Here is a 20809-nt window from a genome sequence, read left to right as displayed (position 1 = left end):
TCATGTCGATCGACTGGATCACGGTTGCGGCCCAGATCGCCAATTTTCTGGTGCTGATCTGGCTTTTGAAACGGTTTTTATATCGGCCGATTTTGGACGGCATCGACGCGCGTGAGGCCGAGATCAAGGCCCGGATGCAACAGGCCGCTGAGGCCGAAGCCGCCGCCAAAACGACGGAGGCCTCCTATCGCACCCAGATTGCGGAGCTGCAGTCGGCACAATCCGATGTCTCTGAGCGCCTGCGCCAAGAGGCCGAAGTTGAACGCGACACGCTGTTGGCCGAGGCCCACGCCCGCATCGACCAAGAGCGCAAAAGCTGGCAGGCGCATTTGACGGAAGAGGGACAAAAATACAGCACCAAATTGCACCGCGCGGGGGCAGGGGCGTTGTTGTCTTTGACCCGTAAGGCACTGATGGATTTGGCAGATGACACATTGGAAGGGCGCATGGCCCATCACCTGATAGGCCAAATCAAACCGATGGTCTCTGACATCAAACGGGCCTCTGGACCCGCGACGGAGGCGGTTTTCACCAGTCACGCAGCCCTGCCAGAGGCGGCGCAAACGGCCCTGAGTGCAGAGCTTCAGGCCGCTTTTCCTGGTGTGACACCGGCGTTTCGCACTGACCCGGACCAGGCGCCGGGGCTTGTCCTGCGCATGGGGGGGGCACAGGTGGCCTGGACCGTGGACAGCTATTTGGACGGGTTGGACGCGGTGATTCAGGATCACCTGTCCGCAGGGGGCGACCTCAAGGCGCAATCCAATGAAGCATGAGAGCGATGTGACTGTCCCTGATCTGGACCCAGGCCGACTTGTCAACACATTGTTGACCCTGAAAGCCCCCAAGCCGCATCTCAGCGAGATCGGCAAGGTCGCGGAGATCGCCGATGGCATTGTGATCGTCACCGGGCTGGAGCGCGCGCTCTCGGATGAGGTGTTGCTGTTTGAGGGTGGGGTGCAGGGCATCGTGTTGGACCTTGAACCGGACCGTTTGGGGGTGGTGTTGCTGGGGCCATCTGACCGGATTGCCGTGGGCGACACGGTGCTGCGGTCGCACCGGGTGGTCAGCACGGCGGTGGGGTTTGCGCTGTTGGGCCGGGTGGTCAATGCGCTTGGCGCGCCGCTTGATGGTAAAGGGCCGATCAAGGCCCAGGCCCAGCACCCGGTCGAAGCAGAAGCGCCGAAAATCCTCAACAGACAGGCGATCAAACGACCCTTGGCCACGGGGATCAAAACGATTGACGCCGCCGTGCCCGTGGGGCTGGGCCAGCGTGAGTTGATCATCGGGGATCGGCAAACCGGCAAGACCTCTTTGGCGGTGGATGCGATCCTCAACCAAAAAGACACCGATCTGATTTGCATTTACTGCGCCATCGGCCAGCGTGGCGATGCGGTGGCCAAAGTCATCGGCGCGCTCAGCAAAGGCGGTATGATGGCGCGCACGATTGTGATGTCGGCAGGCGACGAAGACGCTGCCGGGCTGGCCTATGTCGCGCCCTATGCGGCGATGAGCATGGCCGAGTTTTTTGCCGCTCAGGGCCGGGATGTTTTGGTGGTGATGGACGATCTGACCCACCACGCGCGCTCCTATCGCGAACTCTCGCTGTTGCTGCGCCGCCCGCCGGGGCGCGAGGCCTTTCCGGGCGATATTTTCTACATCCACGCCCGGCTGCTGGAGCGTGGCGGACAATTCACCGATGACGCGGGCGGCGGCTCGATCACCGTGCTGCCCGTGGTCGAAACCCAAGCCGAAAACCTGTCCGCCTATATTCCCACCAACCTGATTTCCATCACCGACGGTCAGATTTACCTGTCACCACGTCTGGTGCGCAAAAATCAATTTCCGGCGGTGGACTTGGGCGTCTCGGTATCGCGCGTTGGCGGCAAGGCGCAAAGCCAGGCGTTCAGGTCTGTCGCGGGCAACCTGCGGGTGATGCTGTCGCAATTTGAGGAGTTGGAAGAATTTGCCCGGTTTGGCACAAGGCTCGATGAGGCGACACGGGCGCGGTTGACCCGTGGGGCTGCGGTGCGCGGCGCCTTGCGACAGGCGGAGCGTGATCCGATGTCGGCAGTCGAACAGCTCACGGTTTTGGTCGCTGCGATGGAGGGGCAGTTTGACGGGCTGAGCGAGGCGGAGACGATGGCGGTGGTGTTGCGGCTGCGCGGCCGTGCCCGCGCCGATCTGGGCGATCTGGCCCAACGCATTGCCGAGAACGCGCCGATCAGCGATGCGGATCGCGCCCGGATGGTCGAGCTGGGTCGGCACATGCGGCAGGCGGGCGGCGGGCCAGACAAAGGCACAGGCAAGGGACGCTCAGGATGACCCAGTCGCTTGAACGCCTGACCCGGCGCACCGAGAGCATGAACAGCATTCGCGGCATCGTGCATACGATGAAAACCCTCTCGGTCATCAACGCCGCGCCTTATGATCATGCTGCCCGCGCCATCGAGGCCTATCATGACACGGTTCTGACCGGATTTCAGGCGTTTTTACATCACTATCCATTGGATGCGAGGGACACGCCGGTTGTGCGGCGGGTGCTGATTGTCTTTGGTTCAGATCACGGATTATGCGGCAATTATAACGAGGCACTGGCTGCCCATGTCGCCCAAGCCGTGCAAGATTGGCCGGAGGGGCCGCTCACTCTGCTTTGCGTTGGCGCGCAGATGGAGGATGCGCTGACTGATCAAGGTTTGGCCGCGAAAGAGACCCTGTTTCCGCCCGCCTCGGTGGACGGGATCGGACGGTTGTCCAATCTGTTGACCCAGCGCCTTGATGACATCCGCCATGCGGCCCATCCGGGCGACATCTCTGTGTCTCTGGCCTATTTTACCCGAGACGGCGGGGCGGGGCAGGTGCCAGAAATCAAGTCGCTTTTGCCGCTCGACTCTGAGCTTTTGCGTGTGCTGGCCGCCACGCCTTGGGTCTCGCGCACGTTGCCGTCCTTTACAATGGCGGCCGAGGATATGTTGATGGCGCTGATCCGTGAACATCTGTTCGCCAGCATGTTTCGCGCCGCCGCCGAAGCGCTGGTCACCGAAAACGCCGCACGGATGTCACTGATGCAGCAGGCGGAACAGTCGATCGATGACCGTCTGGAGGGGTTGACCGGGCAAATGCGCGCGGTGCGCCAAGATGACATCACCACGGAATTGCTGGATGTGATTGTCGGCTTTGAGGCGCTTAAAAAGGGCAAAAGGCGCAAAAAAACCAAGGCTGATTGACGTTCATAGGCCGCGATGTCCGACCCGCTGCGGGGCTTTGCGACCTGTTATGTGGTTCGGGTTCGGGCCGCCGAAGGGCCAATGAGGAACCACTGCCCCGTTTGCTATGAAGAGACGTAGCTTTGTTTATTTCGCGGTTGTTTCGATTGCCGCAGCCTTGAAAGCCCGGTGTCTTGCAAAAAGCGACCGACGACGAACCAATCGACAAGACCCCAAAAAACTGCAATCAGAATCAATTCCGGTGCAAAGCGCGAAGTCGCCGAAGTCATGGTTAAAAGAACCGTATCCAAAACTCCAAAGCCGACGGTCCACATCATTGCCCGGTGAAAAGAACGTGCAAGAATGCCGGAAAGCAGCCCACCGACGCCCCCGATGCTTAGGGACATGCCCAAGAACATCGCCAAACCGTTCGTTTCTTTCCTACCTTCTTCCGTAAGTGCCCAAGCTTTTCCGCAAGTCTAACCGTATCGGGCACCGCGACGAATCCCACAATCCCGCGACATCTTTCATCACGATGCTCTGCATTTCTCTATCGTTCTGGAACCTCCCTCAGCCCGGTAAGAAGGCTTGTGAGAACGTGTTCCGCAATCCAGCCTTGATCTGCTCAACCGCGAAGGAGCAGACGAATGAGGAAAGCCGTGTCATCTGGGCGCAGATCATCGGGACGAACGGCTGTTGCCGCTCCCTAAGCTCCTCGGTCAACCAGAAAAGGTTACGCGTCCTCACCCCCATCAGTCCGGGAGCTTGGATCACGTAGAGCGTGCAGTTCTCAAGCAAATCAATGAGGCTTGATCCTATCAAGGATTTGAAAGATTTGAGTTTATCGGTATATGATCACAATCTGCAAATGCAAGCTGCGGCACAGTCAAAAAATAGGACGATATAAGGCAATGTTGACATCCAGAAAAGTGGAGCGCCCGTCGCTCCCGATCTTCGTTATGTGCCCATCTTTCGATGAAAACAGTGGCGGTATAATCGTCCTTCACGTGCTCGTGGATCGGATGAGAATGCTTGGTGTCGAGGCATATGCTGTCCCGTATATAAAAGACTATTCTGACGTCCGATCACGCTGGCTTCGCGCAATAAAAACCTGGAATGGCCTCCGGAAGCACAGGAATTTTAAATCGCACCCAAGTATGGACGTTCCTGTTGCCTCAGGTGAGTGCGTCGGCGACGGCATTATTGTATATCCCGAGACAGTATCTGGAAACCCACTAGGTGCTAGGCGGGTCGTGCGCTGGCTTCTCAACCGTCCTGGTTTCTTTGGGGTTGATGCGCGGATCGGGGCAGATGATGAGATTTTTTTTTATCAAGAAACTTTCGCGCAGGGCATTGAAGGGATTTCCCCAAGCAGATTGTTGCAGGTACGCTGGCTCCGCGATGACATATACCGTGACTTAGGGCGCGAGAGATCGGGATCGTGTCGCATGATCCGCAAAGGAACCGCAACGGCCGCGCAAATCCCCACTCCCGACGACGCAATTCCACTGGACGGAAAAAGCCACGCTGAGATAGCGAGATTTTCAACACGACTGAAGTGTTCTATTGTCACGACCTTTATACAATGTATGCTTATTATGCAGTGCTTTGTGGCTGCATACCGGTTGTTGTTCCTCAACCTGGATTGAGTTCAGAGGATTGGCACGCAGGGTTCGAGCTAAAAAACGGCGTGGCATATGGCGAAGAAGAAATGGACTGGGCGCGTTCCACACGCAAGCAACTGATCGCGGACATGCGCCAAGCGAAGGAGCGAGAGTTAGAAAATGTAATGCATTTTTTGGCAATTCTGAAGGAGCGTTTTGGGTAAAGAGTTGACTGGGTCAGACACCATCAGGGAGAGGCATTAGGTGCGTGACATTGCTATTTATGGATGCGGTGGCTTTGGGCGTGAGGTATTGCAGATACTGCATGCACTCAATGCGCAGGAGCCACAGTGGAACTGCTTGGGTTTTGTAGTTGATCCCGGCTTCGCTCGTCCACAATCCGTGCACGGATTACCAGTGGTGGACGACATATCGTCACTTGAACGAGGGGCGCGCGCAAACATTGCAATTGCTATCGGCGCGCCGTCAGTGAGAAGGCGTGTCGCTGAGAAGCTGGGGGCGCTCGGTCACGTTTTCCCGACACTGGTGCACCCGCGCGCGTGGATCGGGGCAAAAGTATCTCTCAGCGAGGGAGTTCTGGTTTGTGCCAATGCATGTCTGACGACGGATATCATCGTGTCTCCACATGTGCACTTAAACCTGAGCGTAACCGTGGGTCACGATGCGGAGTTGGGTGCCTATTCGACAATTAGTCCCGGAGCGAATATTTCTGGTTACGTCACGTTGGGAGAAGGCGTCGACATTGGGACAGGTGCGACTGTCATACAGGGTATCTCAATCGGCGACGGAGCTGTGATCGGGGCCGGCGCTGCGGTGGTTCGCTCTATACCGCCTCACTGTACAGCCGTTGGTGTGCCTGCAAAAATAATCAAGACCGGTCAGGACACATCATAGCAAGCGCGCAATTTCGTCCTCCAGTTCACCATCTGTGAGTGCGGCGACGTCCGGATGGGTCGGTATGTTGACGAGATGCGCGTAAAGCGCTTTTGTTTTCGGTGATTCTGCGAGGGGTTTGTAGTATTTTGCAAAGGTAAGCCGCCGCGTCTCCATCACTCGTTCAAGCGGAATTTCGTTGGGTCCTATGTATCCCCAACTCATAGCAGGTGCTGTCACTCCAAATGGACGAATGGGCGAGAAACCGAGGCCACTAGCAATTCGGTGGACGCGCGCTGATTGTTCCAGATACAATGGTTCCCATTCCGGCGCTTTTTCCAGCCGTTCGATCAAGAATGCGCATGCTATGTCAGAGAGCTTGCCATTGTTTAGCCAACTTGCCGCGTCTCGCGGCACAGGACCGTAATTGAGCAGGCTGTAAAGTTCCCCAGATGCTTCTGACGGCGTAAGCGCTAAGCCACCCTCGCCCATACCATATGGCTTGGTGTGGTGAAGACTGAGTGCTTGCCACGGCCAGTCAGGCATTGAGCGGCTGATGCCCGCCGCGTTATCGATTAGAAGAAACTTCCCAGTTTCTTGTGAAAAGGCTGTATATTCGGAGAAATCTTGGAAAAGCCCGAATGGATTGACAACAATAATACCATCGAAGCTATCGCTCGGCAGCTCCCTCACGCGGTCGAGGTCCAAAAGCCCTTGCTCGGTGCAATCCAACAGCGTCATATCCGCGAAAAACCCGCGCCCTAGGTTTTGAAAGCTAAATGCAGACCCCACCCATTTGAGTTTACGATCCTCACGCGACGCCAAAACGCGAGCCATTGCCTCCAATGCAATTCCTGCGTTGGCGCATGGAGTTATGGAGCAGGCGCTTGTCAAGCCAAAATGAGCTGAGTAATCATTTGCGAGCTTTTCATACAATGGTCCACGGTTAGCCCATGTGTTTTGTGCAGCACAAATTTCAAGAAGACTCGAGATGCGCGCCATGTCCGGAAATTTTTGATTAACAAATTTAATTTCTTTGTTTGTTTTCATTGCAGAATTTCCGCTCACGTCTCACACTTCCTATAGATCGGCGCTGGTAACAACACCATGTCCTTCAACCTGACCGCCCCCCCCCACAGATGTTGCTCAAGTTCTGATAGCGTCACATCCATGTTGGTTCTCTACGTCAAAATGCACTTTTCGGGGAGAGAGGGTCGGTTGGTCCTGTGGCACCTGGACCACTCACGTCGATACGTCGCCTCTTTGCGAAAAATCGTATATTTATCAGCGCGTAGCGCGCCTTTGGTGTGATGTTACCGCCTGCCGATGTCGTCGGCAACCACGAACACCCGTTACACCTATAGATTGTCGATCAACCATGACAGATTCCGTCGTGGTGTCGTCTCGGTGTGTGGTGAATGCTGGTTTGAGTATGGAAGCAAGACGACGTAATATCAATATGTTAGGAGGAAACGACCACGAAGACGCACTTGCTGCGAAGTATCGGAAGTTCGACGACCTAGGAAACCGCACATGCGACTCTCTCTCATGTGAGCAGATACAGGGGGTGTTGAAATCAATCTGCGCAGGTCGGTAGGAAGTCATTGGTCCTGATGGAAAACGTGTAAATTTCGACAAAGGAGAAAAATGACAGAAACGGTAAGAGACAAAATCAATGAGGTGCCCTCCCAGACACCTGCCTCGTCCATTCTCTGTTGTTTGATTTCATAGTCAACGGGTGACAGCATACCGTTGTTTGTGTGCTTGCGTTTCGGGGGGTCGAACATCCCGATGTCGTCAAACACCTCTTGTCGGGCTGCGTCGCGAGTCTGGTAGGTTTCCACCGGAGGCGCTCCCGTTTCAGGAGTTGAAAGATGCTTTCTACCACCGCGTTATCGTGTTCTGCTACCGCGTTATCGTGACAATTCCCACGTCGGCTCATGCCAGATTCCAGATTGTGCTGGCTGAGAAATATCTGCCACTCGCGGCTGGTGAATTGCGAGCCTTGGACGCCCTTCTCAGTGTCAAGCCGCAATCTGAGCCTGATTTATCTGTTTGTGGCGGCGAGCGATGATGTCGAAGACGTTACGTGTAATGTAACGTTTCAGGCCTCGAATAGGGGCTTATCCTGTCTTGTCGCTATCTGACGCCCGCCATGTCACCGCTTCGCTGTGCATCTTTGACGGCTGGCATGTTGCACAGTGTCGAGACGGCATTGGCTGAAGTGTATGAGAATGCCCCGATTGTTTCCCAAATCGTGCGCTTCCTCGAAGCGGCGGGCACTGGCCTTAACGAATTGGGCGCGGGGTTCCGTGGCAATGGGCGCTTACTCCTGTTGCCGCTCTCATGGCCCAAGAGGCATCGGAGAAGCTGGGCGGCGGTGTGACGCTGGACGTTATGCGACCATTGCAAACCTTTGATTCTGGTGGCCGAGCGCGGGCTACGGGGCAGATTGTTGAGGCAATGGCGAAAGAGGCGGGGGTTGATTTGGATAAGGCCGCTCAAATCGTGAATTTTGCGCCAGAGCGTGGCGGCAGGTAAATTGTAGAGGTGGCGGCGGTTATGTTCAGCTTCCCGCCTTCGCGCTCTTTGTCGAAAGCGCACTGACCCCTCGCTGTAATGGCGGGGGGTTATTTTATTGTGCGACCCGTTTCTTCATTTCTTCGAGGTCCTTTGAAATCTCTTCAATGGTGCGAGTCGGAGACTTATCCGCCACCACCGTATTTGAATTTGAGGAGTGGCTTTGTTCAATGCTCGTGCTGGGCGCACTGCTACCAGTTATTGAATCGCGAATTTCTTCTAGAAGAAAAATCACCTTGCTAAATGAGAAGAACAAGACGCCAGAAATTGCTAGCGAAACCGAAAGGCCTAGCGCTAACATAAATGATGTCGGTTCGGCGATAGCTATAATTATGAATATGCCAGCTAGCCCCCAGCAGACATAGGCAATGAAATTTAGTATCTTCATAGATTGCTCTCAATAGTTTCTAGACTGGCGTGACGACGATATACAATTCGCTGAGTGATGGATTGTTCCTAATTTCTCTGTCAAGGATTTGGCCAATTGTGGCATCTTCCCCAGCGCGTATGCAGTAATTCATATCTGCAACAAGGGTTCGGGCAGATGAATCTTCAAAGAATTGGACAGTATAATCTCTGTCACGTCCTTCACTCATATTCATTCCTCCAATTGCTTTAAAGTGCAGTCAGAGTAGGTCGAAACGGGCTTTCAGGCAACAAATGCGATCTGTTCCCCCGGTGTTCCCCCAGAGCAAAAGGCAAAGAAAAAGGGCCTAGCTGATTTACAGCTAAGCCCTTGAAATCTTTGGCTCCGGCGGTAGGGATCGAACCTACGACCAATTGATTAACAGTCAACTGCTCTACCGCTGAGCTACGCCGGAACATGTGGCGCTGTATAGCTATGTGGTTTGGGCCGTGCAAGGGGGTTTTATGACAAAACTTGGATTTTTGTGCCGCTTTCTTTCAAAGCACTGAAAAGGTCGCGGATTCAGCGAGTTCTGGCGTAGCAGAAACCCGGTTTTTTTGGCTTAGATCAATGAGATGAGCCAAGGTGTTGCGGGCGGCCATGGGCAGGTGGGAGGCTGGCAGATCGGTGTAGACCGCGCGGGTGAGGGTGAGGAGATCCATTGGTTTCTCGGCCAAAACCCGCAGGATTTGCGCTTCGCGCGCGGCACGGTGGTGCAGCAGGAACCTGATCCGTTCACCTGGGGTTTTGACCGGCGCGCCGTGACCGGGGTAGAGACGGGCCGGGGCCTGGTCCATCACCAAGGCACAGCTGTCGCGAAACGCCGCCGCATCGCCATCGGGCGGGGAAATCAGCGACGAGGACCAGCCCATGATCAAATCGCCGGAAAAGACCGTATCGCCAAAGCCAAAACACAGGTGGTTGCCCATATGTCCGGGGGTGTGCAGCGCTTTGATCGTGCCCGCCGGGGTGTCCAGTACGGTGCCATGAGGGACGGTTTCGTCGGGAACAAAGCCGTGATCCAAACCTTCGCCCCCGGCCAAAAGCCCATCGTTTGCCAGCGCGTCCATATGCGCGGCGCGCCCCGCCTGAGCATCGCCAAAGGCAAGAATCGGTGCCCCGGTTTCCTGCGCCAAAGCGCGCGCGCCGGCACTGTGATCGGCATGCGCGTGGGTGACGAGGATATGGGTGAGGCGGGTGCCATGGGGCAGGGCGTTTAAAATTGCAGCGTGGTGGCTGGCGTCATCCGGGCCGGGGTCGATCAAAACGCGGGCGTTTCCGGTGCCCAGCACATAGGTATTTGTACCCCAATAGGTCATTGGCGAGGGGTTCGGTGCCAGAATACGGATCACGGCGTCGTCAAGCTGGGTCAGGGTGTCTGGGCGCGGGTCCACTTGATTTCTCTTTCCATTGATGCGGCAGCAAGGCTACCAATAGCGCATGTTTTTTACTTGGCTCAAAAAATATATGCCACGCGGGCTGTATGGGCGCGCCGCCCTGATCCTTTTGGTGCCCGTCGTGGTGATCCAACTTGTGGTCATGGTTACCTTTTCGCAACGCTATTTTGAAGACATCACCCGCCAATTGATGCGCGGGGTGGTGGCCGAGCTGAACCTCTATGTGGCGGCGGTGGAGGGGATCCCCGAGGATCAAATCGCGCCAGCCCTGGCCGAACTTGATGCGCGGTTGGAATTTGCCTCTGGCTTTGGCACTCTTGAACCGGTCGCCGATGCGCGCCCTTGGTATGACGTCTCATCAAGGGTCATCGCGGCGGTTTTGCGCGCAGGCATTGAGGGGGTTGAAGGGGTGGATGTGTTGACCCAGCCCGCGGTGGTGCATCTGTCGATCCTGACCGATGCGGGCCGTTTGGATGTGCGTTTGCCGCGTCGTCGCGCGTCGGCCGCAAATCCGCATCAATTGATGGTCTGGACGCTGTTCACCGGCGTGGTGATGACATTGATCGCGGCGGTGTTCCTGCGCAATCAATTGCGGCCGATCCGACAATTGGCGCGCGCTGCCGAAAGCTTTGGTCGCGGTGAAATCCGGCCTTATCGGCTGGCGGGCGCGGTCGAAGTCCGCTCGGCCGGGGCGGCGTTTTTGAATATGCGGGCGCGCATTGAGCGTCAGATCGAACAGCGCACATTGATGTTGTCCGGTGTATCGCATGATCTGCGCACGCCTTTGACGCGCATTCGTCTGGGGCTAGCCATGCTCGATGTGCCACCCGAGGACACCAAAGACATCACCGCCATGCAGTCCGATCTGGATGAGATGGAGCGGTTGATTGATGCCTTTTTGGCCTTTGCCCGGTCGGACACGCTGGAAGAGCCGGTGCGGCTTGATCTCTGTGCGCTGGTGGTGGCGGCCAAAGCCAAGGCCGACCGTGCCGGGGGGCAGGTCAGCCTTGGTGAGATGCCGGATCATGACGTTTGGCTTATGGCCCGGCCCGAGGCCCTGGCCCGCGCGCTTGACAATCTGGTCTCAAATGCTCTGCGCTATGGCAACCGAACCCAACTGAGCCTGCGCCTGTTTGAGCGTGCCGTGGTCCTGTCGGTTGAAGACGACGGGCCGGGGATCGAGGCCTCTGCCCGCGAGCGCGCCTTGCAACCCTTTGTGCGCCTGGACGCCGCGCGCAATCAAAACCGCGGCTCGGGCGTCGGGCTTGGCCTTGCCATCGCGCTTGATGTGGCGCGCCGTCATGGTGGCACACTCCGGCTTGGGGTCAGCGAGACGCTTGGAGGACTCAAGGCCGATTTGGTTTTGGCACGTTGATCTGGTACATCACCGCACCAAAGGCGGGAGAGGGCGTTAAAAATGCCCAATCTTCCATCACATCATTGATTTTATTGAGTTTTGGTAGGCCCGGCAGGACTTGAACCCGCAACCAAAGCGTTATGAGCGCTCTGCTCTAACCAATTGAGCTACAGGCCCCTACCAATGCTGTGACTATTGCGGACGCGCGCCGGGGTCAAGAGTGGCTGTGATAGAGCGCTCTTTTGCAAGCTCGCGCTTTTCTTTATCGGCCATCTGCGTTAAAGCGCGGAGCAAATGATGCCAGTTTGGGGACCAGAGATCATGAGCGACGGCAAAAACGGCCTGACATATGCGGATGCGGGTGTGGATATTGATGCGGGCAATGCGCTTGTGGAGCGGATCAAACCGGCGGCGAAAAAGACCGCGCGTCCGGGGGTGATGTCCGGGCTGGGTGGCTTTGGTGCGCTGTTTGATCTGAAGGCCGCCGGCTATGATGATCCGATCTTGGTCGCCGCCACCGATGGCGTTGGCACCAAATTGCGCATCGCGATCGACACCGATCACGTCTCGACCGTTGGCATCGACCTGGTCGCCATGTGCGTCAATGATCTGGTCTGCCAGGGTGCTGAGCCACTGTTTTTCCTGGATTATTTCGCGACGGGCAAACTCAAACTCGACAATGCCACGGCCGTGATCGAAGGTATTGCCAAGGGGTGTGAACTCTCCGGCTGTGCGCTCATCGGTGGCGAAACCGCCGAAATGCCGGGCATGTATGAAGACGGCGATTTCGACCTTGCGGGCTTTGCCGTGGGCGCGATGGAGCGTGGATCTGACCTGCCTGCGGGGGTTGAGGCCGGTGATGTTTTGCTGGGGCTTGCCTCCAACGGGGTGCATTCCAACGGTTATTCTTTGGTGCGCAAAACGGTTGAGGTCGCGGGCTTTCGTTGGTCCGACATCGCACCGTTCTCGGATGAGACCTTGGGCGATGAGTTGCTCAAACCAACCCGGCTATATGTCAAACCGGTGCTCAAAGCGATCCGTGCGGGCGGCGTTCATGCGCTGGCGCATATCACCGGCGGCGGTTTGACCGAAAATCTGCCGCGCGTTCTGCCCGAAGGCTACGGCGCTGACATCAACCTCAACGCCTGGACCTTGAGCCCGGTGTTTGCTTGGCTGACCGAAACTGCGGGCCTGTCGCAGCACGAATTGCTCAAAACCTTCAACGCCGGGATTGGCATGGTCGCCGTTGTGGCCGCAGATCAGGCGGAAGCTCTGAGCGCATTGCTCGAGGCCGAGGGCGAAACGGTCTACCGCCTTGGCGAAATCACCGTGGGCGGTGGCGTGACCTATGAGGGCGAGCTTAAGTGAGCGGGACACATAAAAAGGTCGCCATCCTGATTTCGGGGGGCGGCTCCAATATGGTGTCGCTGGCAAATTCCATGGTGGGCGATCATCCGGCGCGCCCTTGTTTGGTGCTCTCGAATGTGCCGGGTGCGGGCGGTTTGAACAAGGCCTCCGACATGGGCATTGCCACGGCTGTTGTCGATCATAAAGACTTTAAGGGGGATCGGGAAGCCTTTGAAGAGGCGTTGATTTCTGCGATTGATGCTCATGCGCCAGATATCATCGCGCTGGCCGGGTTCATGCGCATTCTGACGCCGCGCTTCATCACGCATTATGCGGGCCGGATGCTCAATATTCACCCCTCGCTTTTGCCGAAATACAAAGGCCTGCACACCCATCAGCGCGCGATTGAGGCCGGGGATTCCGAGGCGGGATGCTCGGTCCACGAAGTCACCGCCGAGTTGGATGGTGGGCCGATTTTGGGGCAGGCGCGGGTGCCCATTTTACCCGATGACACTGCCGAAACGCTTGCCGCGCGCGTGCTGCCGCGCGAACATGCGCTGTATCCTGCCGTCCTCAGACGCTTTGTCGTGGGGGACATCACCCGTGTCGATCTGTAACCGCTGTTCCCCGCGTTTCGGGCAAAGCACTTTCATTTCGCCCGCAAACCCCGTATCACGGTCCAATCGGCGGGATGACCCCGCGCCGCTCAAAAAAGAAGTCTAGATGATCACACTCACAACGACCGAGGGCCTTCAGGCCTTCTGCGACCGCGCCAAAAAGCAAGCCTATGTCACGGTCGATACCGAATTCCTGCGCGAACGGACCTATTATTCCAAGCTCTGCCTCGTTCAGCTCGCCATTCCGGGCGATGCCGAAGAAGATGCGGTTTTGTTAGATCCGTTGGTCAAGGGCCTCGATCTTGCGCCCCTCTATGATCTGTTTCGCGACACCAGCGTCGTCAAAGTGTTTCATGCGGCGCGTCAGGACCTTGAGATTTTCTTCATCCAAGGCGGCGTGATCCCCGATCCGCTGTTCGACACCCAAGTCGCGGCCATGGTCTGTGGCTTTGGCGAACAGGTCGGCTACGAGACCTTGGTGCGCAAAATTGCCAAGGAAAATTTGGACAAGACCTCGCGCTTCACCGATTGGTCGCGCCGTCCGTTGACCACGGCACAGGAAAATTATGCGCTGGCGGATGTGACCCATTTGCGGGTGATTTACGAATTCCTGCGCGATGAGATCAAACGCGAAGGCCGGGAAAAATGGGTGGCCGAGGAGCTGGAAATCCTCACCTCGCCCGCGACCTATGTGGTGCAGCCGGAGGAGGCGTGGAAACGCGTCAAGACCCGCACCAGCTCGGGCAAATTCTTGGCCGCCGTCAAAGAGCTTGCCGCCTTTCGCGAGGTTTATTCGCAAAGCCGCGACATCCCGCGCAACCGCGTTTATAAAGACGATGCGTTGTTGGAATTGGCCTCGACCAAGCCGACCTCGCTGCAAGACCTGTCGCGCTCGCGGCTTTTGCTGCGCGAAGCGCGCAAAGGTGAGATCGCCGATGGTATTTTGCAAGCCATTGAAAAGGCGTCAAAATACACCGCCGCCGAGATGCCCAAACTGGACCTGAGTAATGATAAGTTACAGGTCAATCCGGCTTTGGCCGACATGTTACGGGTGCTGCTCAAGGCGAAATCCGACACCTATAATGTCGCCGCGAAAATGATCGCTTCGGCCTCTGATCTGGATATGATCGCCGCTGGAAAACGCGATTTTCCGGCACTCAAAGGCTGGCGGGCCGAGGTGTTTGGCGTCGATGCGCTGCGCCTGTGCAAGGGCGAGATCGGCCTTGCCGTCAAAGGTCAGCGCGTGGATGTGATCGAACTGTAAGGGATCGGGCTGAGCCGCATCGCGCGGCTCAGCCCGTTCTTTTAGCTCAAGGTCATCACAAAGCGTGGGCCTCTGGGGGCCAAAGGTTCAAACCCGCAGGCCAAATAGGCCGCTTGCGCCGGTTTGTTTTCGACATGGGTGCCAACCGTCAGTTGCACACAGTCCAGATTGCGCGCGGTTTCTCGCGCCGCCTCGATCAAGGCACGACCAATGCCCATGCCGCGCTGATCCGCGTCGACATAGAGGTGGTGCAAATCCATGGTCCGCAGGCCAAATTGCAGCTGAAGCCCACCGACAAGCGCGGCATAGCCCACGGTTTTACCGTGACTCTCCGCCACCAAAATCCGCGCCCAAGGCGAGGGGGCATAGATCAGGTCAATCAACGAGGCCTCATCAAGGCTCATGCGGTCACCATGATGGCGGGTCAAGGCGTCGATCATCTGCAAGACGCGCGCACAATCGGTCCGTTCCATCGGGCGGATGGACAAGGGCACATGCGTCAGATGCGAGGTCTTGGCGGGGTGGGGTTTGGTCATCACTTGGGTCTCCTGATTACGCGCCACAGGACACCAAAAAAATTAAAGCCGCCCTATGGCGGCCGTGAAATTTACATGACAAATGGCCGCATCCTATGTGGAGCAGCGATAATACGAAGTCATGGCGAACAGATGTGTCATGGAGGGGATTGTGCGAGAGGCGGTGCGGCCTGTCAATCTGAAAACGTGGCATAGGAGACTCGGGGGGCCAAAAGAGGGGCGCTGTGAAAAGAGCGCTTCAATGCGTCGAAATGGATCGAACATCAAGGCCCAATCGCGTGAAAACCCCACCTCAAATCATTCATCGAGGCGGGGTCAGTCAATTTTGGGATGCAGATTTCGGCCATTAGCCGTCGTAATCGACTTCCTCGGTCAATTTCAAAGCCTCGCCGCGCGCATTGGCGATGTCAATCAGGCCAAGGTTGTCGGGCGTCAATTCCCCCCAGCTTGCGACCAGGGCCGAGGGTTCTGTGCCGGGCACAACCGGGTATTCAGAATTGGCCTCCGCATAGATTTCCTGCGCTTCCTTCGAGGTCAAAAACTCAATGAATTGAGTGGCCTCGGCGATGTTCTTTGATGCTTTGGTGAGCGCCACACCGGAGATATTCACATGGGTGCCGCCGCCTTCGACGTCAAACACCGGAAAATCAAGGCGCACCGAGTCAGCCCAGACCTTTTGCTCCGGGTCAGCCAACATTGCGCCCATGTAATAGGTGTTGCCCAGGGAAATGTCGCATTCCCCGGCCCAAATCGCCTTGACCTGTGCGCGGTCATTGCCCTGGGGTTTGCGGGCTAGGTTGTCTTTAAGCCCTTGAAGCCATTGCTTTGTTTCCTCTTCACCATGGTGGGCGAGATAGGCGGAGGTGAGGCCGATCATATAGGTGTGCATCCCCGAACGGGTGCAAATCCGGCCTTTCCATTTCGGGTCCGCGAGGTCTTCGTAGGTGGTCACTTCGCCGGGGGCCACGCGTTCTTTCGAGGCATAGATAATTCGCGCCCGCGTGGTCACGCCCCACCAATTGCCCTCGGGGTCATGGTATGTGGCGGGGATATTTTGTGCCAGTGTCTCGGTCATCAAAGGTTGAGTGACACCCGCATCCACAGCTTCGGAAATCCGTGCAATATCAACGGTTAAGATCACATCGGCGGGGGAGCGATCGCCCTCTGCCTTGAGCCGTTCGACCAAGCCTTTTTCGAGGAAGGCGACGTTGACCTTGATGCCTGTCTCCTCGGTGAAGGCCTCGGTCAGCGGCGCGATCAATTCGGGCTGACGGTAGGAATAGACGTTCACATCGGCGCTTGCTGCCGTGGCGGTGAGTGTCAGGGCAGCGGTCAGGGCGAAGTTGGGTTTAAAAGGCATCAGAATCTCCAAGGCTTCATGTGTGGCTTTTAAACCCGACAAAAACCATCAGGTCAATAGGTGATAAATTTACTCGGAAAATGTAGCCGAGTGATTTCGATCTATCTGGCGGTTTTCTCGGCCGCTTTCACCGCGTCCCAAAGCGCATCCATTTCCTCCAGATCGCTGTCTTGGGGCGTCTTGCCTTTTGCCGCAAGTCCGTCCTCTATAGCATTGAACCGACGGGTGAATTTTGCATTGCAACTGCGCAGGGATTCCTCGGCATCGACGCCCAAATGGCGGCCCAGATTGACCATAACGAACAATAAATCCCCGAATTCCTCGGCCACATCCGCTTGGGTTTTGCTCTCACGCGCTTCGACCAATTCTGCCGCTTCCTCACGGATTTTGTCGATCACATGCGACACATCCGGCCAGTCAAACCCAACGCGGGCCGCGCGTTTTTGCAATTTTTGCGCCCGCATCAAGGCGGGCAATCCCATCGCCACCCCGTCCAGAACCCGCGTTTCGCCGCGCCGCTTACGCTCGGCGGCTTTTTCGCGCTCCCAATCAAGGGTTTGCTGTTCCGGGCTCTTTTGATTGCTCTCATCGCCAAAGACATGCGGATGGCGCGAAATCATCTTGTCCGAGATCGCCTTTGCCACATCGTGAAAGTCAAAAAGCCCTTTGTCCGCCGCGATTTGCGCCTGAAACACCGATTGAAACAGCAAATCCCCCAGCTCGGATTTCAAATCCGCCATGTCGCCGCGCGTGATCGCGTCGTCGACCTCATAGGCTTCTTCGATTGTGTAGGGTGAAATCGTCGCGAAATCCTGTTCAATGTCCCAAGGGCAACCGCCCTTCGGATCACGCAGGCGCTTCATGATTTCCAAAAGCTGTTCGATGCCCTCGGGCACGCTGTGGATCGGGTCGGGAATGGGGTGCTGTGTCATGGTGCCAAGGTGCCGCGCCAAAAGGGGCTTTGCAAGGCCAAAGCCGCTGGCTATAAGGTCTCCATGACCAACATTTGCACCATCATTATTTGCTGCATTATCTGCTAACGAAAGTTACGCGGGGTCGGTCTCTTTTCTCTCAAAAAGTAAGCTGATAAGCCCGCGGGGATGGCCCTGAGGAGCGCTTATGACCGTGATCAAGCTGACCAACACGAAAACCCGCAAAAAAGAGGTTTTCACCCCGATTGATGCCGACAATGTGCGGATGTATGTCTGTGGGCCGACGGTCTATGATCGCGCCCATATTGGCAATGCGCGGCCTGTGATCGTGTTCGATGTGCTCTATCGTCTGCTGCGGCATGTCTACGGCGCGGATCACGTCACCTATGTGCGCAATTTCACCGATGTGGATGACAAGATCAACGCCCGTGCCGAGGCGAGCGGGCGGAGCATTCGCGAGATCACCGATGAAACGACGCAGTGGTATCTCGATGATATGCGCGCAGTTGGGGCACTGGACCCGAACGAGATGCCGCGCGCGACCGAGTATATCCCGCAGATGATCGCGATGATCGAGACGTTGATCGCAAAGGGCCACGCCTATTCGGACGGGGCGGGGCATGTGCTGTTCTCGGTGAACTCCTATGAGAAATACGGCGCTTTGTCGGGCCGGTCTGTCGATGACATGATTGCCGGTGCGCGTGTCGAAGTGGCGGATAACAAACGCGATCCGATGGATTTCGTGCTGTGGAAACCGTCTTCAGACGATCAACCGGGGTGGGATAGCCCGTGGGGGTATGGCCGCCCCGGCTGGCACATCGAATGCTCGGCCATGTCCTATGAGCTTTTGGGCGAGAGTTTTGACATCCACGGCGGCGGCAACGATTTGATGTTCCCGCACCACGAAAACGAGATCGCCCAAAGTTGCTGCGCCCATGGTCATGATCATGACGGCGGGGGCTTTGCCAACTATTGGCTGCACAACGAAATGTTGCAGGTTGAGGGCAAGAAAATGTCCAAGTCTCTGGGCAATTTCTTTACCGTGCGGGACCTGTTGGACGGTCACGACGGAATGGCGAGCGTTCCGGGCGAAGTGATCCGCTTTGTGTTCCTGAGCACGCATTACCGCAAGCCGATGGACTGGACGGCGGAGAAGGCGGAGCAGGCGAAGAAGACTTTGTGGAAATGGCGTTCGTTCTCGAATGGGGTAGTTGCTAGTAAGCCATCGCCTGAAATAGTAAAGGCACTTGCTGATGATCTGAACACACATGACGCGCTTTCCGAGCTTCATAGGCTCGCAAGCAATTTGGATGCCTTCGAAAATGGTGCCGATATGCCACCATTTGATGTTGATGCAGCTTATAGTGAATTCGTTGCCTCGGCGAACCTTCTTGGACTGCTTACGCCGGAACTTGGACGTTGGGCAGAAGAAGCAGTTGATCTTTCAGTTTTCTCAATGTTGCTAGAGGCCTACAGATCTCGTGCAAAAGAAACTAAGGATTTCTCTGAAGTCGATTCTCTTAAATCATCTCTGCTTGCAGCGGGCGTTGAGGTGCGTATGACCAAGGATGGAGTGGAACTTGACGCGGGTCCCAACTTCGATGCTTCAAAGCTTGAGGGGGTCGGCATCCCGCCAGTATTCGACACTTGGAAACAGGGGGGGCTGCTGTGAGTACAACCAAAGACCGCCTCTACCTCTACGACACAACCCTCAGAGACGGCCAACAGACCCAAGGCGTGCAATTTTCCACGCCGGAAAAGCACATGATCGCGGAGGCGCTCGATCATCTGGGCGTCGATTATATCGAGGGCGGCTGGCCCGGTGCCAACCCGACCGACAGCGAATTTTTCGCCGAACCGCCCAAAACCCGCGCCACCTTCACCGCCTTTGGCATGACCAAACGGGCAGGGCGCTCGGCGGAGAATGACGAAGTCCTTGCGGGGGTGTTGAACGCGGGCACCAAGGCCGTCTGTCTGGTCGGCAAGACCCATGACTTTCACGTCACCACGGCGCTCGGCATCACGCTGGACCAGAACATTGACAACATCGCCAAATCCTTTGCCCATGTGGTGAAAGAGGGTCGCGAGGCGCTGTTTGATGCCGAGCATTTCTTTGACGGTTACAAGGCCAATCCCGACTATGCGCTGGCCTGTCTCACCGCCGCCTATGACAATGGCGCGCGCTGGATCGTGCTCTGTGACACCAATGGCGGCACGTTGCCGGGCGAGGTCTATCAGATCACGTTGAAGGTCATCGAATCCGGCATTCCCGGCACCCATTTGGGCATCCACACCCATGATGACACCGGCAATGCGGTGGCCAATTCACTGGCGGCGGTCAACGCCGGGGCGCGTCAGGTGCAGGGCACGTTGAATGGTCTGGGCGAACGCTGTGGCAATGCCAATTTGACCACGCTGATCCCGACATTTCTACTGAAAGAACCGTATAGGTCGACGCTCGACACCGGGGTGTCTGAGGCTGCTTTGGGCGATCTGGTCAAGGTGTCGCGGATGCTTGACGACATCCTCAACCGCGTGCCTTTGCGCAGTTCGCCCTATGTTGGCGCCTCCGCCTTTGCCCATAAAGCGGGCCTTCACGCCTCCGCCATTCTCAAAGACCCAACCACCTATGAACACATCCCGCCGGAGATCGTCGGCAACGCCCGGATCGTGCCGATGTCCAATCAGGCCGGGCAATCCAACCTGCGCTCCCGCTTGGCGGATATGGGATTGGACGTGTCGACAAAGGCCGATCTGGGGCGGATTTTGGACCGGATCAAAGAGCGTGAGGCGGAGGGGTATTCCTATGACACCGCGCAAGCCTCGTTCGAGTTGGAAGCGCGGCGCGAATTGGGCTTGATGCCCGCGTTTTTCGAGGTCGAGCGCTACCGCGCCACGGTCGAACGCCGCAAGGACGCCAAGGGCCGGGTGATCCACCTGTCCGAGGTCACGGTGGTGGTCAATATCGCGGGCGAGCGGCATTTGTCCGTGTCTGAAGGCATCATGGCGGATGGCTCTGATGGTGGCCCGGTCAACGCGCTCTCAAAGGCGCTGGTTAAGGATTTGGGACCTTATTCGGACCTGATTTCCGACATGGAATTGGTTGATTTTAAAGTAAGAATCACCAATGGCGGTACAGAGGCACGGACCCGCGTGATTATTGATCACGAGGACACATTGGGGCGGCGTTGGTCGACGGTCGGCGTGTCGTCCAACATCATAGATGCGTCGTTTGAGGCGCTGTTGGATGCGGTGCTGTGGAAACTGACGCGCGATGGCGCGCAGGCGCTTGGTGCAGAATGAGAGCGAAAT

The 20809-nt window shown here is 56.8% G+C and carries 18 protein-coding genes, 2 tRNA genes and 1 pseudogene; 11 read left to right on the top strand and 10 right to left on the bottom strand.

Annotated elements, in window-relative coordinates:
- The first annotated feature begins 2 nt into the window (after window positions 1–2).
- The 3 genes from C8029_RS18090 to C8029_RS18080 are packed head-to-tail and all read left to right on the top strand — an operon-like array spanning window position 3 to window position 3224.
- Window positions 3–773 carry a F0F1 ATP synthase subunit B family protein gene (locus C8029_RS18090; protein WP_152003442.1) on the top strand — a complete coding sequence of 257 codons (771 nt, stop codon included), beginning with the start codon at window positions 3–5 and terminating at the stop codon, window positions 771–773.
- Complete coding sequence (locus C8029_RS18085) at window positions 763–2322, top strand: F0F1 ATP synthase subunit alpha (RefSeq protein ID WP_152003441.1); 1560 nt, start codon at window positions 763–765, stop codon at window positions 2320–2322. Before C8029_RS18090 ends, C8029_RS18085 begins: the two co-directional genes overlap by 11 nt.
- Window positions 2319–3224 carry a F0F1 ATP synthase subunit gamma gene (locus tag C8029_RS18080; protein WP_152003440.1) on the top strand — a complete coding sequence of 302 codons (906 nt, stop codon included), beginning with the start codon at window positions 2319–2321 and terminating at the stop codon, window positions 3222–3224. Before C8029_RS18085 ends, C8029_RS18080 begins: the two co-directional genes overlap by 4 nt.
- Window positions 3225–3328: 104 nt before the next feature.
- Here the strand turns inward: C8029_RS18080 and C8029_RS18075 are convergent, their stop codons facing one another.
- Window positions 3329–3628 (bottom strand): hypothetical protein, encoded by a 300-nt coding sequence (locus C8029_RS18075; protein WP_152003439.1) that lies wholly within the window; start codon window positions 3626–3628, stop codon window positions 3329–3331.
- A gap of 1160 nt (window positions 3629–4788) precedes the next feature.
- On the opposite strand from C8029_RS18075, the gene C8029_RS18070 reads away from it, so the two are divergent.
- Together C8029_RS18070 and C8029_RS18065 are read left to right on the top strand one after the other, a co-directional pair.
- Window positions 4789–5031 carry a hypothetical protein gene (locus tag C8029_RS18070; protein WP_152003438.1) on the top strand — a complete coding sequence of 81 codons (243 nt, stop codon included), beginning with the start codon at window positions 4789–4791 and terminating at the stop codon, window positions 5029–5031.
- 40 nt (window positions 5032–5071) lie between these two features.
- Entirely contained in the window at window positions 5072–5722 is a 651-nt protein-coding gene (locus C8029_RS18065; RefSeq protein ID WP_152003437.1) for an acetyltransferase, read from the top strand.
- Here C8029_RS18065 and C8029_RS18060 read toward each other — a convergent pair.
- The 5 genes and pseudogenes from C8029_RS18060 to C8029_RS18040 all read right to left on the bottom strand — a co-directional run bounded on the left by C8029_RS18060 (window position 5717) and on the right by C8029_RS18040 (window position 10081).
- The gene (locus C8029_RS18060; protein WP_040401986.1) at window positions 5717–6751 is read right to left on the bottom strand and encodes a DegT/DnrJ/EryC1/StrS family aminotransferase; all 1035 of its coding nucleotides are present in this window, start codon (window positions 6749–6751) and stop codon (window positions 5717–5719) included. The two genes, C8029_RS18065 and C8029_RS18060, sit on opposite strands and share 6 nt — an antisense overlap.
- Before the next feature lie 674 nt (window positions 6752–7425).
- Window positions 7426–7709 (bottom strand): annotated as a pseudogene (locus C8029_RS22545) (IS3 family transposase); the annotation flags it as partial.
- Window positions 7710–8336: 627 nt separating this feature from the next.
- Window positions 8337–8669, bottom strand: a complete 333-nt coding sequence (locus C8029_RS18050; protein ID WP_009571210.1) for a hypothetical protein — start codon at window positions 8667–8669, stop codon at window positions 8337–8339.
- A 358-nt stretch (window positions 8670–9027) separates the two neighbouring features.
- Window positions 9028–9102: transfer RNA gene (locus C8029_RS18045), tRNA-Asn, on the bottom strand.
- 82 nt (window positions 9103–9184) lie between these two features.
- A complete protein-coding gene (locus tag C8029_RS18040) occupies window positions 9185–10081 on the bottom strand; it encodes an MBL fold metallo-hydrolase (RefSeq protein ID WP_009571209.1) in 897 nt (298 codons plus the stop codon).
- Between the two features lie 46 nt (window positions 10082–10127).
- Here C8029_RS18040 and C8029_RS18035 point away from each other — a divergent pair, with 46 nt between their 5' ends.
- A complete protein-coding gene (locus C8029_RS18035; RefSeq protein WP_009571208.1) occupies window positions 10128–11459 on the top strand; it encodes an ATP-binding protein in 1332 nt (443 codons plus the stop codon).
- Window positions 11460–11541: 82 nt separating this feature from the next.
- Here C8029_RS18035 and C8029_RS18030 read toward each other — a convergent pair.
- A tRNA-Ile gene (locus C8029_RS18030) sits at window positions 11542–11618 on the bottom strand.
- Window positions 11619–11762: 144 nt separating this feature from the next.
- Here C8029_RS18030 and purM point away from each other — a divergent pair.
- From purM to rnd, 3 genes are all read left to right on the top strand, one after another.
- On the top strand, window positions 11763–12809 hold the full coding sequence (purM, locus tag C8029_RS18025; RefSeq protein ID WP_152003436.1) for a phosphoribosylformylglycinamidine cyclo-ligase: 1047 nt from the start codon (window positions 11763–11765) through the stop codon (window positions 12807–12809).
- Window positions 12806–13405, top strand: a complete 600-nt coding sequence (purN, locus tag C8029_RS18020) for a phosphoribosylglycinamide formyltransferase (protein ID WP_152003435.1) — start codon at window positions 12806–12808, stop codon at window positions 13403–13405. Before purM ends, purN begins: the two co-directional genes overlap by 4 nt.
- 106 nt (window positions 13406–13511) lie before the next feature.
- Window positions 13512–14669 carry a ribonuclease D gene (gene rnd, locus C8029_RS18015; protein WP_152003434.1) on the top strand — a complete coding sequence of 386 codons (1158 nt, stop codon included), beginning with the start codon at window positions 13512–13514 and terminating at the stop codon, window positions 14667–14669.
- Between the two features lie 41 nt (window positions 14670–14710).
- On the opposite strand, the gene C8029_RS18010 is transcribed toward rnd, so the two are convergent.
- The 3 genes from C8029_RS18010 to mazG form a co-directional block, all read right to left on the bottom strand.
- On the bottom strand, window positions 14711–15205 hold the full coding sequence (locus C8029_RS18010; RefSeq protein WP_009571204.1) for a GNAT family N-acetyltransferase: 495 nt from the start codon (window positions 15203–15205) through the stop codon (window positions 14711–14713).
- A gap of 346 nt (window positions 15206–15551) precedes the next feature.
- Window positions 15552–16565, bottom strand: a complete 1014-nt coding sequence (locus C8029_RS18005; protein ID WP_193217683.1) for a Fe(3+) ABC transporter substrate-binding protein — start codon at window positions 16563–16565, stop codon at window positions 15552–15554.
- Between the two features lie 101 nt (window positions 16566–16666).
- The gene (gene mazG / locus C8029_RS18000; RefSeq protein ID WP_051130596.1) at window positions 16667–17497 is read right to left on the bottom strand and encodes a nucleoside triphosphate pyrophosphohydrolase; all 831 of its coding nucleotides are present in this window, start codon (window positions 17495–17497) and stop codon (window positions 16667–16669) included.
- A gap of 187 nt (window positions 17498–17684) precedes the next feature.
- On the opposite strand from mazG, the gene cysS reads away from it, so the two are divergent.
- Window positions 17685–19169 carry a cysteine--tRNA ligase gene (gene cysS / locus C8029_RS17995; protein WP_009571201.1) on the top strand — a complete coding sequence of 495 codons (1485 nt, stop codon included), beginning with the start codon at window positions 17685–17687 and terminating at the stop codon, window positions 19167–19169.
- On the top strand, window positions 19166–20800 hold the full coding sequence (gene cimA / locus C8029_RS17990; protein WP_009571200.1) for a citramalate synthase: 1635 nt from the start codon (window positions 19166–19168) through the stop codon (window positions 20798–20800). Before cysS ends, cimA begins: the two co-directional genes overlap by 4 nt.
- Window positions 20801–20809: the final 9 nt, after the last annotated feature.

Source organism: Roseobacter sp. TSBP12 (genome assembly GCF_009129705.1).
Taxonomy (GTDB): domain Bacteria; phylum Pseudomonadota; class Alphaproteobacteria; order Rhodobacterales; family Rhodobacteraceae; genus Celeribacter; species Celeribacter baekdonensis_A.
The sequence above is the reverse complement of the archived record's forward strand: the minus strand, read 5'-3'. Positions and strand labels throughout refer to the sequence as shown.